Below are 19,232 nucleotides of genomic sequence, written 5' to 3'. Positions count from 1 at the left end.
GGACCGCTGAACGCGTCCGGTTCCCCACCACACAGACCATGATCGACGATCAAGGTCTCGACGTGCCAGCGCCAACCATGCACGAGCTCGTTAGCCAGCCCTAACAGGACCGGCAGTGGGTGTCCAGTCCTTTGATGCGCTGGTCAGCGTCGCGGGTTCGACCTGCGAGAGCTGCCTGTGTCGTTGTGAATTGCAGGCTCCTCTGTCTGCGGCTTCGGGGATCGGGGCTCCGGCTCGGGTGTCCGCAAGTGCACGCCCGTGCGGGGCAGGTCCGCGGTGGCCGGCAGTTTCCCGTTGCGGCGCAGACGCCAGACAAGTACGTCGGTGACGCTGCCGGCGGTCTCCAACTCGCTCCACCCGATCGCCTGCTGAAGCAGTGCCTCGGGGTCGTGTCCTGCTTGTTCGGCTTGGGCGAGGGTGGCGGTGAGCGCATTCCAGCCGGGCTCGCGCCGGACACGGTCGGCCCGCCCTGGCAGTGCGGCTTCTACGGTGTCGGCGTACCGATCACGTACGGAGGCGGGGAGTCGGCGGCCTTGCTCGCGCATCGCCTTCATCGGCTTGGCGGCAGCGGTCTGGTAGGCGGCACGCAGGTGCTGCGCGGCTCGTCGAGCGGCGGCGGCCTGCTGGGCGTGGCCGCGGGCGGAGTGCCATCGTATGGCGGCCATCGCGACCAGGACCATCGTGGACAGCAGCATCGCCGTGGCGCCGCCATCTTCACCTTTGCCGAGCGCGTTGCCGGCCCGCACGATGCCGCGCGCGGCGGAGCGGAGGGCGCGGTGGTCGGCGTGCTCGGCTCGGATGTGGGAACGGGTGGCGCGTTCGAAGGCTCGGGCAGCCTCGGCGAGTTCCCTGCGGGTGGAGGCTGGAGCGGTTTGGGTGACGGCGTCGAGCAGTTCGCCAACGCCGATGAGTTGCGCGGCGCCTGCCGCCTCGTCGTCTCCGGCAACTACGGTGACGGCCTGTTCGGCGACGTGGGTGGCGTCACGGCGAGCGCTGGCCGGGCGAGCGGTACGTATGGCGGGGTCCGAGGCAGACGCCAACTCGTCTTCGAGCGATCCGGTCGCGAGGCGTTGGCGGATCCGGGGAAGGGAAAGGTCGGGGGCGAGGCGGGAGCCGGGGAACCAGATGGGCTCCCCGTCGCGGTTGCGGTCGCCCGGCAGAGCGACCTTGTAACCGAGGACGTCGCCGGAAGGAGCGAGGCGCTTCTCGACGCGAAGTCCGGCCTCGACCAGGTGGCGGAAGAACTCGTCCTCGTCAACGGCTCCCGCCAGTGCCTGGCGGACGTGCTCACGCAGCGTTTCACGGGGCGGCTCCGTACGACCGGTGCGCTCCGCCTTGGCACGTTCAGCACTGGTGGGGCGTTGAGCGGCGGTGCCGTCGCCCTCGTTGAGGATCTGCAGGCCCCACTCCTTTTCGATCCTGCGGCATTCGGCCTGTGCACGGATACCGTCCTGGTGGCGGCGGGGGCTTCGCCCGTCTTCGCGCTTGAGTGTGGCGACGATGTGGATGTGGTCGTCGGCATGGCGTACGGCGATCCAGCGGCACGCCTTGTCGTCGCCTTTCTCGGCGATGCCGGTCGCGTGGACGATGCGCCGGGCGACCTCGGCCCATTCGGCGTCGGTGAGGTGTCGGTCGCCGGGGGCCGTGCGGACGGGACAGTGCCAGACATGCCTGGCCGGGCGGCGGTTTTTCGGGAGGGCGAGGACGGGGAGGTCGAGCCGGTCGGTCAGCTGCTTGAGGGTGGCGTTCGGGTCGCGGCCAGGGTCGGGGGCGAGTTCCGGCATCCAGGCAGCGACGATGTGCGGGTCGGTGTGTTCATCCCGGCGGCCGGGCCCGTAGAGGTAGGCGAGTAGTCCGTACGTGCGGCCGCCGGTGGAGATGTCCGGGACCACGGTGTCAGCGCCTCGCCATCTCGATGGCGGCGGCCTCGACCCTGGCGGCGGCGCGCAGGACGCGGGTGACCGCGTCGTCGGCGTACTCGGCACGGCCGCCGGAGTTGAGGATGCGGGCCACCTGGTTGAGGTTGTTGCCGGCGCGGGCGAGCTGGGTGCTGGCAGACATCAGCTCCTCGACACGTCCACGCTGATCCAACAGCCATGCCCTGGAACCGCCTTGGGCCTGGGCGACCGCGACCGCGGCGTCGGCGAGGAAGCCGGCGGTCTTCAGACCGATGGCCTCGGCGGCACGCTTGACGATGTCGAGTTCGTCTCGGGTCAGGCGGACGCTGCGGACTTGGTCACGGTGCACGCTCTGGCGCAGGCGGGGGCGCGTACGCGGCTCGGCGAGCGTTGCTTCTTCTCCCTCCGGCTGCGATCCGCCCTCGGTCGCAGCCACAATGCCCGGCTCCCCCTGGTGCCGGGCCTCCCCCGCCCTCTTGGGGGCGGGGGCAAGCCCTTCCGAAACTCCTCCGCAGCCCATGGCCGCGGAGGAGTTTCGGAAGGTACAGCTTGCTCGGCCTCGTGCCGGGCAGTGGCCTTCACCCAGCGGAGCAGGGTCGGCGGGCGGTTTGGTGGGCGTCATCGGGGCAGTCCCGAGGCGTCACGGCGTACGTCGCGCAGGACGTCCGCGACGAAGTCGAGGGCGATGACGGGGTGCTGGAGGGTGCGGGGTGTGCTCGTGGGCGTGCGCTGGACGGTCCAGGCTCCGTCGGGGCCGGGTTCTGCGTGATGGAGGTGTCCGTACCGGCTCAGCACGGTGATCCAGGCGTCGGCTTCGGCTCGGGTGGCCGAGGTGGTGCGCATGGTGGCGGCTCCAGTGCGTGTGCGGGCTGGCAGGGAGTCATGTGCTCGGCGGATGCGCCGGTCTCAGTGACCGGGCCGGGGTGCCCGCCGAGTGGGCTGTCCGGTCAGTCGGTTCGAGTGTCCGGAGCTTGTTCTGTCTCCTTGCGGAGGTGCTGCATCAGGACGGTGAGCCGGTCGTTGCCGAGGCCGTGTCCGTGACCGCGGATGGCGTCCGCGACGACCTTCCGGGTCAGGTCGCCGGCCTCGGTGACCGCTTGGCGGGCGATCGCGAGCAGCTGCTCGTCGCTGACCGGGGCCGACTTGCGGTCACTGGTGTCCGGACGGGCAGTGGGACCGGTCTCCCGGGCCGCGCCCAGCGTGATGTCCGGATGCTTGGCCGGGTGAGGGCGGGTGACGGAGCCGGGTCTGGGGGCAGGGTGTCCGCCCTGGTCAGCGTCACGGCCGTCGTGCTCGGGATCCGGCTCGACCAGCTTCCCCTGCTCTCCGGACAGGGGGTCCGGAGAGTTGGTCTCCGAGGGGTTCGGCCCCTTGGTGACCGTTGGGCGGCCGGTGTCCGGACCGGGCAACTCGGTGAGTCGTCCGGATGTGACCGCGGATGGGCCTCGCACATTCCTGACCGGGTGGGTGTCCGGACGGTCATTGGTGACCCGCTCCGTCCGGACCCCTGGGGTCTCAGGGTGTCCGGACAGGCCGGCCTCGACGACCCGACGGGCGATGAGGATGTACAGGTGGACGGCTCCGGCCAGAGCGAGCGGAGCCAGGGTGGACAGGACACCGACGGTGAGGTTCCCGAGCCGGAGACCCTCAGCGTGATGCTGCTGCTGGTTGAGGCGTACGGCGTGCAGGGCGTTGGCCCAGATGCTGGCGGCGGTCGCGGTACCGAACAGGGTCCAGACGTAGCAACGGGCGGCGAGTGGGGCGGTGCGCAGGACCAGGAGGGCTCGCACTCCGTATGCGATGAACCCGTCGATGACCAGGGGGAAGACGAAGGTCAGGAGTCCTCGGACGTGGATCGCCGTGGCCATCTGCTGCAAGGCGTCGTACGACAGGGCGCATCCCGCTCCACCGAGGGCGACGATGGCGGCCCGGTCCCAGCCGTTGATCCGCGCCGGTATCGGCGCGACGTGGCTCACGCGGCCGTCCCGAGGTCGTCGCGGACAGGACGCTTGAACTCGGGCTTCTGCAGCGCGTCGGGCTGGTTCCTGGGCGTCTTCTCGGCCTTCTCCTGCTGTTCGACGGCCCGGTTGCGTATCTCGCGTCGGGTTCGCCTGTAGAGCTTCTCGGCGTGCTCGTCGGTGATCTTCAGCAGCCAGGCGAGCCGTGCGGAGGGAAGCTCGGCCTGGTAGGCGGCGCGGGCGACGGCGCGGCGTTCGGCCTTGGTCAGGTGGATGTCGCGTCCGGCCAGGACTTCGTTGACGCGGGCGTAATCGAGGCGGTGCTCCAGCTTCTTGTGCAGGGGCTCGCGCTCCTCTTCGGTCATCCCGCCCCGGATGCCGACGCTGTCGCCGTTCTCGAGGGCGGCGTCGAGGCAGACCCTGCGGACGGGGCACTGGGCGCACAGGGCCTTGGCCTCGCGGATGCGGTCGACCTCGTCGGGCTCGGGGAAGAAGAGCTCGGGGTCGACCTGGTGGTGGGGTGTCGACCGGCAGACGGCCCGGTCGCGCCAGGTGTGGTCGCCGAGGGTGCGGGGCTGCGAGGTCTTGGTGTGGTGCATGGGGATTCTCCGTATCCCCCAGGGCGCGTTCGGGCAGGAGCGACCAGGGGGTTGGTGCGGGAAGGTGGCGGGCTGATACCGGCCGCCGTGGGGCATGGTCAGACGAGGGTGGCGGCCAGAGCGCGTCGCTCGGCCGCGAGGGCTCGTCTGCGGTCGGGGCCGTCGAGGATGACCCGGTCGGTCATCTCGGTGAGCCGGGAGGCGACGCGGTCACCGATGTGGGCCCGAAGGTCGGACATGCCGAGGTTGGTGGTGATCAGTGTCGGGAGCATCGCGTTGTAGCGGCGGTTGATCAGCCGCATCGTGACCTCCTCCGTCCACTCGCTGCTCTTCGCCGCGCCGAGATCGTCGATGATCAGCAGCGGGCAGCGGGCCAGGTCCATCAGCTCGCGCTCGCCGTCGTGTCCGGGGCGGGGCCGCAGCTCCGCGTACAGATCGGCGGCCGTGACCGCCTTCCAGCGCAGCCGGACCCCGGCGATCAGGAGCGAGCGGACCGCTCCGTACGCCTGGTACGTCTTGCCCGTACCGGTGGTGCCGACGATCAGCAGCGAGCGGCCCTCGGCGAGCCCCGGCGCGCCCTCGGGCCCGGGGCGTCCGCCCTCGGCGACCTCGCGGACCCAGGCCGCGACGGCTGGGTGGTCGGCGACGGCTCCTCGGTAACGGGCCGGGATACGAGCCTGTGCTGCTTGGAGGGCGGGGGTGGGCTCGACCGGGTCGGTGAGCTTGGTGTTCGGGTCGATGCCCCGGGTGGTGAGGATGTGGGCCAGGCGGCGGGCGATGCCGCCGACGGGCTGGGCGTCGTGGTCGCGCATCACAGCTCCTCGGCGTAGGCGGCGGCAGGGTCGGCGGGGTTGGCCCAGGCTCGGTGACCGGGCACGTTATGCCGGGATTCCGGCCGGACCAAGGCTGCGCGGGTGGCGTTCATCGCCTCGTAGACCAGGCTCGGCAGGGTGCTGGGGTGCAGGCCCTTGGCGCGGTGGAGCGCCAGGCCGGCCCGGATGTGGCTCGGCTCGATGCCCTCCGCGAGGAGCTTGGCCGTCTCGCGACCGAGGTGGCCGAGGACTCCGCTGGGCGGGCGGTGTACGCAGGCGGCGGTGTACTCGGCGATGAGCTGCTGGGCCGAGGTGGTCTTCGGTGCGTGGGCGCTTGCGCCCTCCGAAGGAGAAGTAGTTCCTTGTTCCAGGTTCCTAGGTCCAAGATCCAGGGCGTGAGGGCTCACTGCGGGCTCAGTGAGCCCCCCGTGCGTGTTCACTGAGGGCTCACTGAATGCCTCGCGACCTGCGACTTCGTGGTCTCCTGCGGACTGGGCGGGGATGCGTGCGTCGTCCGTGAGTCCTCCGTGAGCCTTCACTGAGGGCTCCGGTACGTCGCCGTGAGTCTGCGGCGCATCCGCCTTCGGTCCCCCGGAGCTGTGCTTCCGGCACTCGGGAAGGCGGCTGCGGCTCGCGCGGTTGATCTTCTGGTGCCGGTGCCAGGTGACGACGTGCAGGTACCTCTTGCCTTCGTCGTCCTCGTAGCGGCAGATCAGGTTGGCGGCGGCAAGCTGGATCAGGTCGTCCTCGACGTCGACCGGGGTACGTCCGCCCCGAACGGCCCACAGCTCTCCGCAGAGTGCGGCGGGCTGGTCGCGGACGCGCCCATGGTCGTCGGCCCGGCTGATCAGGCCGAAGAAGGTTCGCTCGGCGTAGACGCTCACCTGCGCCAGGGACTCGGAGGTGAAGGCTTCGGGCTTGAACGTGCGGATCCGGGCCACGGTCAGCGCCTCCCGTCCACGACCGCGTACGCCTCGGCGGCGGGGCGCAGTACACCGGTGGCGAGGTCGAGTTCGTAGGCCTCGTTCCAGTTCACCTCGGGGTGGACGCGCATCACCCAGCGTGCGGCCGTCCGGCCCTGGGCCCTGTTGAGGGCGACAAGGCTCCCCCGCACGTCATAGGCGCGGGCGTATGGGCTGGGCCAGGTCCGGTCGGGCTCACGCTGCGAGACACGGATGGTGCGAGCACCGGACACCATGTCCGCGAGAAGGGCGGCCAGGCGGCGCCGGCGGGGGCCGATGGCAGGGGCGAGGACTCGGACGGGCCGGGCGGTGTGCGCCCTTCCGCTCTGGGACTCGGGCATGCGAGAATTCCTCACTCGTAGGTGGGGCGAGACGGCCGTTCTCGTCGAAAAGGCCAGCCGACTCGCCCCGGTTATGAATCCGCGCTCTTCGGGTTGCGGACCTGGCGCCCGGAAGCTGCTGACTTCTGGGCGCCGGTCTCATTTCCCGCTGGAAAACGCGGACTTGGCGTCTTGTGTAGCTCCTGGTTCGTCCCTGGTGTGCGGCAGCGCTTCCTCCTTCCTTCGCTCGCTGGGCGGCCGGGGCGACGGGCATACGCAGGGCCGTCGTCGAGTCCAGGACTTGCGCTTCGCTCCCCTGGATGACTCCCGACCTGCGGCTCAACACTTTAGTGTCGGCCACTGCGCCGACAATACGCTGCAGTGTCGGACCGCTGTCAACACTTCAGTGCTGCTGCGGGTAGGCTGGAAGCTGCGATCGTCACTGAAGTACGATGCACGGTGTTGCTGAGATCGGAGGCGAAGCCGCTAATGCCGGAAGGGACGCGCGACGGTGACCGGCACACGCCTCCGGAGGGCGGGAGAGTCGCGGACAGACTGAACGCTCTTTTCGCGATGGTGAACCCGGAGACGGGCCGCGCATACACCAACGCCGAGGTGGCGCGCGCGACCGGGATCTCCGCCAGCGCCATCGCGCAGCTACGGCAAGGCGCGAAGCCCAATCCGACGCTGAAAACGATCGAAGCCCTGGCTGGCTTCTTCGGAGTGACGACCGACTACTTCTCCAAGGGGATGAGCGACGAGCGCGTAAGCCGGATTGTCGCCGCCCTGCAGATGCTCGACGCCGCAGAGAGGGCCGGCGTCGAAGGATTGTTCGCTCGCGCCAGCGGGCTCTCGGCGGACAGCCTGCGGACCATCACCGCTGTCATCGAGACCGCCCGCAAGGCCGAAGGGCTTGACGGCCCGAATCCGGGCTGACAGAGGACGCTTATTGCGGTGCATGAGTGCCCCACCGCGAACGATAGGCGGTTGCTGGCGTCAACTGCCGGACGGACCAGCCTCGTGACTCGGAATCGCAATCACGATCCTATGTGACGGCATGTCATCGACCTTCATGGTCAAAAGACTTACCTCAAACTCCTTTGTGCCCTGTCGCGGCAAATAGAGCTTGCGCGTTTCGGTGACGCCACGGTGGGACACGGCCGGCACAGCGGGTGAGTTCCATAGTCTGCGGGCCACGGGATCAGCCTGTACGGTGCGAATGATCGACTGGAGCCCGACATCGTTGCTCCAGAGCTCGGCGTGAAGCCGAAGCTGGGCAATCATCGGGGTGGCCCAGTCATCCTCCCATCGGATCAGCTGGGTGCGGGCCTCCGGGTATGTCAGCGTCCACACCACGACGTTCGTCCCGTACAGCATCCACGGGAAGTTGCTGCTGGCCGCCCGGTTGTACAGCAGCAGATCCCAACGGTGGTCGCACAGATACGCCGGCCAGCGCTGGGTTTCGACGAACCGTCGCACGGGCGGCGGTGGCACCTGGCGACCGTCGACGGTGACGGACTCCGGGTCGGCATTCGGTGCCGGCCGGCCGTGGGTCAGCTGCCAGACGGTCTCCCACTCGCCCTCGGTCAGGGCCAGAATGCGGCGCACTCCCTCCAGGAGGGCCTTCGAGTACGACAACGGCTTGCCCAGTTCCAAATTGCGGTACCACTTAGCCGAAACCCCGAGCAATTGGGCGACCTCGTTCTGTGTCAACCCGGTCCGGTTGCGCGCCCCCAGAGCGGCGGCAGCGCCCGGGATGTCACGGGGATCAACGCGCCGCCTGGCCTGGCGAAGAATGCGGGTAATGGTCGGGTACGGCGCGGGCTGGGATGAATCGTTGGCGGGCATGACTCGTCCACCCTGAGGTATGGGTCACACATAGCGATTCCTCCGGAGGGAAATCCCTTACACCCAGGCTAGCAGCGGGAGGACTTGTCGGCACAAAACGGACCGACCGCAGCCTCTAGATCAGATAGAGCCCGGTCGGCTGTTCCTCGTACGGTGCAAGGGGAACTGTCAGTTCCCTTGGAGGGATCTTGCAGGTAATTGAGCCTTCCTGGTGTCTTAGGATCAGTCTCGGAACAAGCCCCGCTACCCAAGCATCGTTACCGGTGCCGCTGCACCGGAACTTACTCCGCACCAACACGCGGAAGCCCTGAGCCGGAAGCGGCGGGGCTCCTCTTCCTAGCGTCCGTCTGACGCTCGAGCCTGGACGGCTGGTGTGTTGCTCCTCGCCAGCCTGCTCTGAACAGACGACCAACCCCCCACGTGCTTAAGGACCCCCATGCTTCTTCGACGGAGGCGCGAGAGCGATGCGCGCCCGGGAGAAATGAGCGAGCGCGAGCTGCGTCTGCGGCGAACGTGCGAGAAAGCGCTGGAGGGCGTGCGCATACAACGGCCCTTCAGCATCGAGTCGTTCTGTGAGGCGCTGTCGATCAAGCGCGGTCGCGAGATGGTCCTCCGGGAATTCCCTGCGGGCAGCGGCCTGAACACTCCGTGCGGCCTGTGGGTCGCGTACGCGGACGAAGATCACATCTGGCACGTCCCGGCGACCAGCCAGCGCCATCGGACTCAGGTCATCCTGCACGAGATCGGCCACATGTTGTTGGAGCACGGCGGCGATTCAGGGGTGTCCGCGCTCCTTGCCGCGCTTCCGCCCGAGATTGCGTCGGCTCGTGTGAAGGCGGTCTTCGGCCGTACCGACTACTCCACTGACGAAGAACACGACGCCGAGCTGACCGCGTCCATCCTGGGCGAAATCGCGGACACCCTCCCGACCTCGCCCTCCACCTCGCGCGACGGCTTGCTGGCCCGGGTCGACGCCACGATGATCCACCCGCGGAGGGACTGCCGATGATTCATCGTGTCCTCGTCGCGGCCATGCTTTGGGCGGTGGCACTGTGGAGAGCACCATCACTCCGGCACTCGCACAAGCAGAGAGCCATTGCACTGGCGTTCCTGAGCCTTGCGGCCGCGATGACGCTTGAAATCCCGGTCGTCTCGGCGCAGATCGACTCTGTCACGGGCGTTGGCAGCACCGGATACCTCCTGAAGCACCTGCTCGGACTCGTGGCGGCAGCATCGGTCCTGGAATTCGTTATCGCTGTGGTGCGGCCAGAAGGCTTTCTCCAGCGGTCCCGTCGCGCCATTGAAGCCGCCTGTCTCGTGTTCATGGTCATCGCGTTCGCCCTGGCACCGAGCGGCGGCCGGGTCCCCGACGACATCCGGCCCGGCTACGGCCCCTCGGTATGGGCGCTCTTGCCCATAGCGGTGTTCACTCTCTACATCGGCGTCGCCATGACTGTCACGGCCGTCCTCTTCGCGCATGCAGCCCGCCACACCAGCGACCGCTGGGTCCGCGCAGGGCACGGGTTGCTCGGCCTGGGCGGAGTGATCGGCGTCCTGTACGCCCTGCAGCGCGTCATGCACCTGGTCGATGTCGCGGGCGGCGACGTCACGGCGGCGGACATCCAGAATGCGGCCAGGGTGTCGACGGTCCTGAAAGTCGCGGCCATCGCAGCGATCAGCGCCGGGAGCTGCCTGTCGCCCGTCTCGATCGCGGCGACCGCCCTGCGAGAGCGAAGAGCACTGAGGCAACTGGAGCCCCTGTGGCGGGGGCTCACCGAGGCCGCGCCGTCCGTCGTACTGTCCATCGGCCCGGGGCCCGCGCGCACCCGTCTCCTGCTTCACCGGCGGCTGGTGGAGATCAGCGACGCAACCCTCACCTTGCGTGAGTACGTCCCTGCCGACCTGCAGGCCCGCGCCCTCGACATGGCGAAGCGCGCCGGCTACCCGCCCAAGGAGCGCTCGGCCGTCGTCGAAGCGGCCTGGCTCAAAACAGCAACGCTGATCGCCCCGACCTCCCCGCCATACAGGGGGGAGCATCCCCAGTCCGGCGGCGACGGCATGAGTCCGTCGGCGGAACTGCGATGGATCCGCCAGGTCAGCTCCGCCTACGACCGCAGTCCTCGAGTCGCGGCCTTCGCAGCGGCCGAGGCCGCCTCGATCCGAGAAGAGAACCGGAAACAGACAGCATGAGCACCACCACGGCAGCGATCTCCAACCGCCTCGACATCGCCCGTATCATCAGCGACCGTCTCCATCCGAAGACATGGATCGTCATCGTCTGCCTCGCGGTCGGCTGGCACGCCGACCAGTGGAGCGGCGTGGCATGGAGCCTCGTGGGAGTCGTCTTCGCCGCCGTCATCCCGATCCTGTTCATCGACCACGGCATCAAGAAGGGAAGATGGGGTGACAGGAACGTCGGGGCCAAGAGGGCACGTCTCCTGGTGATGGCGGTCATCCTCGCCTCCGTGCTGACGTGCTTCGCCCTCATGGCAGTGCTCGGTGCCCCTCACATCCTCATCGCCCTGATCGCCAGCATGATCGTCACGCTTGCGGCGCTGGCACTCATCACGCTGGCCTGGAAGATATCCGTACACCAGGCGGTGTCGGCCGGGGCCGTCATCATGCTCGTCCAGACCTACGGCGCCTGGGCTTTGTGCGGTTACTCCCTGGTCGCGGTCGTCGGCTGGTCACGCATCGCTCTGCGGGACCACACCCCCGCGCAGGTGATCGCGGGAACGATCCTCGGCTCCGCGGTCGCGGCCGGGGTGTTCGCCGCCCTCCGCTGAACCCGCTCTCTGAGCGGGCAGCAAGGTCACGTTGCCCGATGGCCTCGCTCTTGTTTGCTCACTGTCGTCATTCGCCGTCTGTCGAAACCAGGTAGATCGAGTACGACGTCGTCTCTTCTTGCCGCCTCGTTCAGCACAGGATGTGCCGCCCATAGCGCACCAGGGGTTCAGCGAGCGGGCGGTGGCAAACATCGCAGACCGGTTCCCCGCTCGCTGGTCGGGGCACCGGCCGTACGGGCGGCAGCGGGGTAGGCACCCAGGGGCGCCTCGTCTGCCGGGGGGCGGCTTCGTGTCGCCATCGCTGAGCCTGTTCATGATCACGCTGTGCTTGGTCGGCGTCCCGTCGTACACGAGCGGCCTGTTCGGCCAGGCGCTCGGTCATCGAAGGCGGGAACGTCACGCCTTCGGCGTCCAGACCGAGGTCGGCGAGGGCGAAGCGTTCACGGACGACCGAGTCGCCAGCGCACGGCGGGTGGTGCAGCCCGAACAGGCGCAGGCCCTGCGTCCACCACTGGGGGCCCCGTTGGTGAGGTTCTCCGAGCCTGGCCTCGGCTGCGTCTTCGCGATGGTAGAGCGTCCAGGCCGGGATTCCTTCGGCAAACAGCACATGTGGAATACGCGTGTCCGGGCGCATAAACCACACATCCCGTACGCCGGCGGCTGCGTAGTCCCGGTGCCGGGCCTGCCACCTCTCGTCCGTGATCAGCTCACGCTGGGCCTCCAACGCGAGGCGGGCACCGTCGTCGAGGACGACGTGGACGTCCGCACGCCGGTCCCTCTGCTCGGTCCACTGCTCCAGTCGCACGCGGGTGACATTGGGTAACGTGGCTGCCCAGCGGGCGAGCCGGTGTTTGGCGTTGATGTGCCAGACCGTCTCGCGGCTGTGTCCGCCGGGTGGGGCGGTGCCGGCCGGGTGCGCGAAGTGCGGTCGGACCAGGCCTCCGATCCGGCCGCGGGCCAGCAGCGGCACCTTCGTTTGCATGGGCGCGTCGATGCCGCGCCAGCAGTAGAAGCACACCACTGTCTCCCGGCGCCCGTAGCCGAGCATCCGCCACTGATCCAAGGGGCGGTCGCCGATGTGGACCTCGGTCTGCGCCTCCAGGTCGAACCCCACCACCAGCAGATCGTCCAGCACCGAATACTCCTCTCAACTCAATCAAGTCGGGTGTGCAGAGCATCGCAACGGGCACTGCCAATCCACTCCCCTCAAAGGCTCCCAGCAGAACCGCATTCGGGCGGCGGCTTGACTGCGGCCGCCGACCTCAACAGCCGCTGAACCGCATTTGATGCGGCGGATGCCCCAGGGTGGGGCCGGCATGATCAGCCGCCTCTGCTCCTCCCTGGTGTTCGCGACATGTCGGCTCGTTCAGAACAGGGCAGGCTGGTCCGACGAGGCGTTCTCGTCGGAGCCGACCTGGATGGGTACGCGGCCGGTGCGTTCGTTCTGCAGGTCCCACAGTTCGCGGAACAAGCCGTCGCGCTGGGCAAGGAGTTCGTCGAAGGTGCCGTCCTGGATGACGCGTCCCTTGCCGAGGACGACGATGCGGTCCGCGATCGCCACATTGGTGAGCCGGTGGGTGACCAGGACGACGGCGCGGTCTGCGGCGAGGCGGCGGAGACCGGTGAAGATGCGGTGCTCGGCACGCGGGTCGAGAGCGGCGGTCGGCTCGTCGAGGACCAGGAGGCCGGCGGGGCGGTGGAACGCTCGGGCGAGTGCGATGCGCTGCCACTGTCCGCCGGAGAGTTCCTGTCCGCCCCACCACTCCTTGGCCAGCAGGGTGTTCAGGCCGTTGCGCAGGCCGTCGACGACTTCGTCGGCGCCCGCCGCATGGGCTGCGGCGAGCACGGCGGCGTCCCCGTGGTCGGTGGGCTGGCCGAGGGTGATGTTCTCCCTCGCTGACAGGGGCCAGTTCGCGTAGGACTGCGGTACGACGGCGACGCGCTGCCATGCCGCTTGCGCGTCCAACTCCCGTGCGTCGACGCCGTCCCATGTGATCGCTCCGGAGTCGGGCAGGTAGAGCGAGGACAGGAGTTTGCTGAGCGTGGTTTTGCCGGAGCCGTTCTCGCCCACGAGGGCCAGGACCTCGCCTCTCCGCACTTCCAGGGACACGCCGCTGACCGCGGGGCGGTCGGCGCTCGGGTATTTGAACGTCACGTCCTCGGCGCACACGACCGTGGGTCCGGTCGGCTTACGACTTCCGCGGTCGATGCGGTGGCCGCCGGCTTCGTCGATGAAGTCGGCCCAGTCGTCGAGGTACATGCCGGTGCGGAAGAGTCGGGCGCCGTAGCCGACGATTCCGTCCAGCCCGGAGCTGACACGCCCCAGGGCGAGGAAGGCGGTGCCCAGGGCGGCGACCGAGATCCGACCGGCGGACACGAGCAGCGCCAGCGCTACCCAGACCACCGCGTGCGCGAGACCTCCCGCCGCCCCTCCGATCAGGGAAATCCGGGCGGCGCGCCAGGTGGCCTGGTCGGTGGCCTTGTCGATCCGCGCACCGGCCATGCGGTACTTGCCGAGCAGGAACGGGGCCATGGTGCCGGAGCGGACCTGGTCGGCGGTCTGCTTGTCGACCATGTACCAGCGCAGCATGCCCAGCAGCCGACGGTCCTTCGAGGTGGCGAGGGAGGCGATGTAGTTGACGCGTGCCGCTCGCACGCTCGCCACTCCCTTCGGTAGCGCGGCGAGCAGGAGCAGTGGCAGCAGTACCGGATGCACGGCGGTCAGGACGCATGCGGAGGCGACCAGCGAGGCCAACGCCGCGAGGATGGACTGGGTCTCGGTCAGGAGGTCCCGGGAGACCTCGACACCACGGTCGGCCGCATCCCATCGGTCGTTGTACCCGGGGTTGTCGTACGCGGACAGTTCTGCCTGGGTCGCGGCGTCGAGGAGCTTGAGTTCCGCTTCGCGTGAGATACGGGGCGCCAGACGGGCCGACAGCGAGGTCGAGGCGATGCCCAGGAGGGCCCGCAGGCCGATGGCTGCGGTCAGCACAGCCAAGGATGGTGCGGCGTCCCTGAGCTGGTCACCGCTGATGTGCTGGGAGGCGATCAGCGGCTTGATCGCTCCGGTGGTGGCGATCAGCCCGAACGCTTCTAGCACCCCGGAGAGGACCTGCACAACCAGCAGGGCGATGACCGAGTTGCGGTCCACCTGCCAGCCCAGGGCGAGTGCGCGGCGGATCAGCTGGGGCAGGCGTCGAGCCATGGAGCGGCTGGTGATGGCGTTGGCGGCCTCGATACGGCGGTCGCCTGGAATGGCGAACCTCAGTTCCTCGTCCGGTAACTCCGCCTCGTCGGGGGACGTGGCCTGGGCGGGTTTCGGCGTGGTGGTCATCGGCTCCACCCCTCCGCCATGCTCCAGCGCCTGGTCCTGATGACCGCGATCATTGTTCCGGCGTACGGCGCCACGGCCTCGGCCGCCCGGTGCCCACTGATCGGTGTGTGCCGCAAGGACTTCCCCCTTAGGTTGAAGTGCGGACGAGTGCGCTGACGGGGTGCGTTGGGTACGGACACGGGCCGAGCGGTGCGTGTCACGTGCTGCCTCCCTCCGCACCATGGCGGTCGAGGGCAACTTCGAGATCGTCGATGTAGCCCAGCAGGCGGCGGATGGTGGCCTGTCTCTCGCTCCAGTGCTGCTTCAGGTCTGCCTCGGCCTCCTGCGGAAGGTCGTATTCGGCTGTCGTGGCGCCGTAGAAGCTGAACAGCATGTACAGGAGCGCGACCCGGGCACAGGACCGTACCTCTGCCACGGGAAGGCTGGGATTCTCCGCGCGGTAGGCGTCCACCATCACCAGCGCGCAGGCGATCCAGTTCGGACTGTTGGCGACGGTGCGCGGATCGAACGCCGCCCTGCCCAGCTCCCAGGCTGGCGTTCCGGTCGCGCAGCGGAAGTCGATGACGCCGGTGACCGCATCGGCGAGGACGATCAGGTTGGTTCGGCTGAGGTCCGCGTGCAGAGCCTGTTCCGCCAGGACGTTGGGCAACCGCTCCCGCAGCCAGTTGACGTGATGCAGGTCCTCACGCCGGCGTTCGAGATCGACCTTCAGCTGCCCAAGGCCGTCGTGTTCCTGCTGAATGGCCGTGGCCATCACGGTGTCGCACTGCGCGAGCGCGTCCTCGACTGCACCGGTCCGCCAACGGGACTGCTGCACGCGCTTCGGCAGCGGATACGCGGCCAGCACACGGTGCATGCGTCCGATCACGAGACCGATGTGCTCGGCGAGGGGAATCGTCATCGCCCCGGCGGCGACGCGACCGGGCGCTTCGTCGACGACCGCCCAGGCGCTGCCCTCAGAGATCGTGACGAGGTTGCGGTCCACATCGGGCCATACCCGCGGTACGGGGATCTGTGCGACGCGGCAGTACTCCGACATATCCCATGCAGCCCGGGCCGCATCCACGTCCGCAACCGACCGGTACTGCTTGACGAACAGCCTCGCCCCGTCGGTGGTCAGAACCCGCCGGTTGATCGTGTCCGTTCCCATAGGCACCGGCTCGACCATGTCGACAACCAGTCCGTACCGGTCCTTCAGTACGTCAGCCGTCAACTCCGCGCCGGCGTCTGACTCGTTCATCCCGGTCACCACTCTCCACGCACCGTCGGCTCAGCGTCGGCCGCGGGCGATTCGTCGTGGGGCGGCGAGAGCGGGGCGCAGGCTTCGACTTCACGCTGGAGCAGCTTCGGGCCCGCATGCTGCTTGGCGAACCACCGTTCGCGGTCTGGACCCGCAACTTCCCAGACCGACGGTCGGCAGTCGCGGAGCCGAGGGTGTTCGGCTACGACGCTGTACGCGTTGGTCACGGATCCCTCCAGCTGGTGCAATGCGCTGGGCATATCGGTCACGTCGGTGCGCCCTTCCGCTGGCCGAGCCTCCCGACGAGCCACAACTCGTGACGACACGGGTGCGCAGGGTGGTCCTGTGTGGGTGGGTAGCTTGCCAGGAAGCACTGACAATGCGGTCTGAGCTGGGCGCTCTGGCGGCAGTGGACGAGGATGCCGGAGCTGCTCGGCACTCATTGAAGTTGTCGGTCCCTTCAGGAAGGAGCGGCCGTCAGGCACGAGCCAGCCACCGGCGTCTGTCGGCATCGGTGACCAGGCTCCGCTCGTGATCCAGTTCCAGCTGGCACAGGCGGGCGTAGTGCTCAACGACCCCCGTTCCGAAGCCCTCACGTGCGAGGATGCTGTTCTGGAAGGCGCCGAGAGCGTCGGCGAGGCAGGACGGCACTGGAATGCCGGGCGCCATGTACGAGTTGCCGCTCTCCGCGGGACCAGGGGCGAGCTGCTGTTCGATGCCGTGGTCGATGGCCGCCAAGACCGCGGAAAAGGCCAGGTAGGGGTTGGCATCCGCCCCGGGCACGCGGATCTCCAGATGAAGGTCCTCTGCGTGGCCGACGACGCGGACGGCGCAGGTGCGGTTGTCATAGCCCCAGGTGAAGGTGGTTGGTGCGAAGGAGCCGGGGGTGAACCGCTTGTAGGAGTTGGTGTTCGGCGCGTACAAGGGGGCCAGCTCCGGCAGGCCGGCGAGCAGGCCCGCGACGGCGCGTTGGCCTGTCTGGGACAGTCCGCCGCCGGGCTCGTTGAGCTGGCTGATGCCGTTCGACCACAGGGACACGTGCAGATGCAGGCCGTTGGCTCGGCCGGTTTCCGGGGCCGCCATGAAGGTGGGCGCCAGGCGGGCACGTGAACCGAGGGTGCGCACCGCGTGCTTGAAGAGCACGTGCTGGTCGCAGGCTCCAAGCGCCGGCCCGTATGGGAAGGTCACCTCGACCTGCCCGGGCCCGGCCTCGGTCTTGATCGCTTCGACAGACATTCCGGCGCCCGCGAGGGCACGCTGAAGGCGGCGGAAGAACCGGTCGGAAACCGGATCATGGTCGAGGGCGTAGTCCAGGTTCTCCGTAACCAGCGGTTGCATGGCCTGGTATCCAGCGTGTTCCGCTTCCGTGTAGGTGCCTCTGTAGAGGACGAACTCCGTTTCGATCCCCGCCTTGGCGTGCAGGCCGTGCCTGGACAGCCGGGTCATCTGCTGCTGGAGGATCTGGCGGGGTGCGATCTCGATGCGCGTTCCGTCCCGGGTCACGGCATCGCCGAGCGCGACGGCCGTACGGGGCAGCCACGGCACCACTCGCATCGTCGACAGGGCCGGCCGCACGGACAGGTCCTGGTAACCGGTCTCCCACGAGGTCAGCGCGAAGCCGTCCGCCGGACTCATGTCGACGTCGGTGGCTAGGACGTAGGCACACACCTCGGCACCATGATGCGCGACGCGCCTGAGGAAGTGGTTCGCGTCGTACCGCTTGCCCTTCAACCGCCCCTGCAGATCGGGAACGGCCAGCAGCACGGTGTCGATCGCACCCGCTTTGACGAGGTTCCGCAGGTCGGTGAGGGAGAAAGCCTTCTCGGAGTGGCCGTCCTGCTCGGGCCCCACCGCGGCGGTCGGGGGTGTCATGGTGCCGTTGCCGCTCGTGCTTCCGGGCATCAGACGACCTCGTCTTCGTACGTGGCCGCCGCGCGGTCGAAGTTCTGGGCCGGTACCTCGTACGAGCTGCCCTGCTTCCGCCACCACACCCAGGCCAGGGCGAGCACCACGACCAGAGCGACCGGCGCGTAGTTGAAGGTCTGTGCGGACACCAGGCCGCCGCCTGCGGGGCGTGTCTGGGGCAGACAGAACAGCACCGTCACGAACGCCACCCAGACGACCGCAATCGCGCCGACGGTCACGCCCCAGCTGCCGAGGTTCCACGGTCCGGGCTGGAACCGGTGGCGGTTCTTGATACGCAGGTAGATCGGGATCGCGTAGGCCGGGGTGATGCCGACCACGTTGATGCTGGTGATCGCCGCGTACGCGACCGGGCTGTAGAGACTCGGCAGGGCCAGAACGGCGGCGCACACGACGGCCAGCAGCACGGCCTTGCGCGGAGTGCCGGTGCGGCGGTCGACCTGCCGCCACAGGTGCGAGCCCGGCAGCGCCCCGTCACGCGAGAACGCGAACACCATCCGGGACGCCGCAGCGGTCTCGGCGTTGCCGCAGCACAGCTGGGCGATGATCACCACCAGGAGGAGCGCCTTCGCGCCGGTCGAGCCCAGGGCGTCCAGGAATATCTGGGCCGGCGGGACTCCCGTCGCCGTGCCCACGGTCCCCGCGTAGTCCTGGATGGAGAACGTGAGTCCGGCCAACAGAACGAACCCGGCCAGCCAGGACCAGCCGATCGAGTGGATGATCCCTCGCGACGCGGACACCTGGGCATCGGTCGTCTCCTCCGAAAGGTGCGCGGAGGCGTCGTACCCGCAGAACGTGTACTGGGCGAGCAGCAGACCGAGCACCGCCACGTACACGGGGCTGGACCAGCCGCTGTTGTTCACGAACTCACCGAACACGAAGTCGCCGGACTGGTGGTGGGAGGGCACGATCGCCAGTGCGCCAACGATCACCGTGACGCCGGCCAGGTGCCACCAGACGCTGATGCTGTTGAGGATGCTTACCAGTCGGACGCCGAACAGGTTCAGCGCCAGGTGCAGGGCGAGGATGCACAGGAAGATCAGCATGACCCGTCCCGGCGTCGGCTCGAAGCCCCACTGCAGGTTGAACAGGGCACCCGTGAACAGCGCTGCCCCGTAGTCGATGCCCGCGATCGCACCGAGCAGGCCCAGCAGGTTTAACCAGCCGGTGTACCAGCCCCACTTCCGGCCGCCGAGCTGCTCCGCCTGGTAGTAGAGGGCACCGGACGTCGGATAGGCGGAGGTCACCTCGGCGAGTGCGGAGCCGATGAACATCACCATGGCGCCGACGAGGAGCCAGCCCCACAGCATGACCGACGGACCGCCGGTGTTCAGGCCGAAGCCGTAGAGGGTCATGCAGCCGGACAGGACGCTGATGACACTGAAGGAGATCGCGAAGTTCCCGAACGGCCCCATACGCCGGGTCAGCACGGGCTCGTAGCCCAGCTCCCGGAGGTAGGCGTCGTCGGACTTTCGCGGCGTCGCACGGTGGTTCGGACTCAATCGGGACATTGGTCAGCCTCCGAATTCAGAGAGAAGAAAATAGGGCAGGT

Annotated in this window: 18 protein-coding genes; 4 read left to right on the top strand and 14 right to left on the bottom strand. The window is 68.5% G+C overall.

Annotation, left to right across the window (positions count from 1 at the left end):
- Window positions 1–143: 143 nt before the first annotated feature.
- The 8 genes from ACF08B_RS39890 to ACF08B_RS39855 form a co-directional block, all read right to left on the bottom strand.
- Window positions 144–1,892, bottom strand: a complete 1,749-nt coding sequence (locus ACF08B_RS39890; protein ID WP_392321943.1) for a relaxase/mobilization nuclease domain-containing protein — start codon at window positions 1,890–1,892, stop codon at window positions 144–146.
- Between the two features lie 4 nt (window positions 1,893–1,896).
- Window positions 1,897–2,334 (bottom strand): plasmid mobilization protein, encoded by a 438-nt coding sequence (locus ACF08B_RS39885; RefSeq protein WP_392321942.1) that lies wholly within the window; start codon window positions 2,332–2,334, stop codon window positions 1,897–1,899.
- A gap of 182 nt (window positions 2,335–2,516) precedes the next feature.
- Window positions 2,517–2,741 (bottom strand): hypothetical protein, encoded by a 225-nt coding sequence (locus tag ACF08B_RS39880; protein WP_392321941.1) that lies wholly within the window; start codon window positions 2,739–2,741, stop codon window positions 2,517–2,519.
- A 104-nt stretch (window positions 2,742–2,845) separates the two neighbouring features.
- Window positions 2,846–3,874, bottom strand: coding sequence for a DUF2637 domain-containing protein (locus ACF08B_RS39875; RefSeq protein ID WP_392321940.1), 1,029 nt, complete (start codon window positions 3,872–3,874; stop codon window positions 2,846–2,848).
- Window positions 3,871–4,455, bottom strand: a complete 585-nt coding sequence (locus tag ACF08B_RS39870) for a WhiB family transcriptional regulator (RefSeq protein ID WP_392321939.1) — start codon at window positions 4,453–4,455, stop codon at window positions 3,871–3,873. Before ACF08B_RS39870 ends, ACF08B_RS39875 begins: the two co-directional genes overlap by 4 nt.
- A 98-nt stretch (window positions 4,456–4,553) precedes the next feature.
- Window positions 4,554–5,267: an ATP-binding protein gene (locus ACF08B_RS39865; RefSeq protein WP_392321938.1), complete on the bottom strand. Its 714-nt coding sequence runs from the start codon at window positions 5,265–5,267 to the stop codon at window positions 4,554–4,556.
- Entirely contained in the window at window positions 5,267–6,208 is a 942-nt protein-coding gene (locus tag ACF08B_RS39860; RefSeq protein WP_392321937.1) for a hypothetical protein, read from the bottom strand. The genes ACF08B_RS39865 and ACF08B_RS39860 overlap by 1 nt, the downstream gene beginning before the upstream one ends.
- A gap of 2 nt (window positions 6,209–6,210) precedes the next feature.
- Window positions 6,211–6,570 carry a hypothetical protein gene (locus tag ACF08B_RS39855; protein WP_392321936.1) on the bottom strand — a complete coding sequence of 120 codons (360 nt, stop codon included), beginning with the start codon at window positions 6,568–6,570 and terminating at the stop codon, window positions 6,211–6,213.
- Window positions 6,571–7,122: 552 nt separating this feature from the next.
- Between ACF08B_RS39855 and ACF08B_RS39850 the strand changes: the two genes are divergently transcribed.
- Window positions 7,123–7,485 carry a helix-turn-helix domain-containing protein gene (locus ACF08B_RS39850; RefSeq protein ID WP_392321935.1) on the top strand — a complete coding sequence of 121 codons (363 nt, stop codon included), beginning with the start codon at window positions 7,123–7,125 and terminating at the stop codon, window positions 7,483–7,485.
- A gap of 60 nt (window positions 7,486–7,545) precedes the next feature.
- Here ACF08B_RS39850 and ACF08B_RS39845 read toward each other — a convergent pair whose 3' ends face one another.
- Window positions 7,546–8,397: an XRE family transcriptional regulator gene (locus ACF08B_RS39845; protein ID WP_392321934.1), complete on the bottom strand. Its 852-nt coding sequence runs from the start codon at window positions 8,395–8,397 to the stop codon at window positions 7,546–7,548.
- A 481-nt stretch (window positions 8,398–8,878) separates the two neighbouring features.
- On the opposite strand from ACF08B_RS39845, the gene ACF08B_RS39840 reads away from it, so the two are divergent.
- Genes ACF08B_RS39840 through ACF08B_RS39830 form a run of 3 tightly spaced genes read left to right on the top strand, consistent with a single transcriptional unit; the run spans window position 8,879 to window position 11,183 of the window.
- Complete coding sequence (locus ACF08B_RS39840) at window positions 8,879–9,406, top strand: secondary metabolite protein (RefSeq protein WP_392321933.1); 528 nt, start codon at window positions 8,879–8,881, stop codon at window positions 9,404–9,406.
- Window positions 9,403–10,587, top strand: coding sequence for an MAB_1171c family putative transporter (locus ACF08B_RS39835; protein ID WP_392321932.1), 1,185 nt, complete (start codon window positions 9,403–9,405; stop codon window positions 10,585–10,587). The genes ACF08B_RS39840 and ACF08B_RS39835 overlap by 4 nt, the downstream gene beginning before the upstream one ends.
- Window positions 10,584–11,183: a phosphatase PAP2 family protein gene (locus ACF08B_RS39830; protein ID WP_392321931.1), complete on the top strand. Its 600-nt coding sequence runs from the start codon at window positions 10,584–10,586 to the stop codon at window positions 11,181–11,183. The genes ACF08B_RS39835 and ACF08B_RS39830 overlap by 4 nt, the downstream gene beginning before the upstream one ends.
- A 130-nt stretch (window positions 11,184–11,313) precedes the next feature.
- Here ACF08B_RS39830 and ACF08B_RS39825 read toward each other — a convergent pair whose 3' ends face one another.
- The 5 genes from ACF08B_RS39825 to ACF08B_RS39805 form a co-directional block, all read right to left on the bottom strand.
- A complete protein-coding gene (locus ACF08B_RS39825; RefSeq protein ID WP_392321930.1) occupies window positions 11,314–12,318 on the bottom strand; it encodes a competence protein CoiA family protein in 1,005 nt (334 codons plus the stop codon).
- 231 nt (window positions 12,319–12,549) lie between these two features.
- Window positions 12,550–14,517 (bottom strand): ATP-binding cassette domain-containing protein, encoded by a 1,968-nt coding sequence (locus ACF08B_RS39820; protein WP_392321929.1) that lies wholly within the window; start codon window positions 14,515–14,517, stop codon window positions 12,550–12,552.
- 196 nt (window positions 14,518–14,713) lie between these two features.
- Window positions 14,714–15,757 (bottom strand): phosphotransferase enzyme family protein, encoded by a 1,044-nt coding sequence (locus ACF08B_RS39815; protein WP_392321928.1) that lies wholly within the window; start codon window positions 15,755–15,757, stop codon window positions 14,714–14,716.
- Between the two features lie 477 nt (window positions 15,758–16,234).
- The gene (locus ACF08B_RS39810; RefSeq protein WP_392321927.1) at window positions 16,235–17,659 is read right to left on the bottom strand and encodes a glutamine synthetase family protein; all 1,425 of its coding nucleotides are present in this window, start codon (window positions 17,657–17,659) and stop codon (window positions 16,235–16,237) included.
- Window positions 17,659–19,191, bottom strand: coding sequence for an amino acid permease (locus tag ACF08B_RS39805; protein WP_392321926.1), 1,533 nt, complete (start codon window positions 19,189–19,191; stop codon window positions 17,659–17,661). The genes ACF08B_RS39810 and ACF08B_RS39805 overlap by 1 nt, the downstream gene beginning before the upstream one ends.
- Between the last annotated feature and the right edge of the window lie 41 nt (window positions 19,192–19,232).

Source organism: Streptomyces sp. NPDC015139 (assembly GCF_043079785.1).
Classification (GTDB): domain Bacteria; phylum Actinomycetota; class Actinomycetes; order Streptomycetales; family Streptomycetaceae; genus Streptomyces; species Streptomyces albidocamelliae.
The sequence above is the reverse complement of the archived record's forward strand: the minus strand, read 5'-3'. Positions and strand labels throughout refer to the sequence as shown.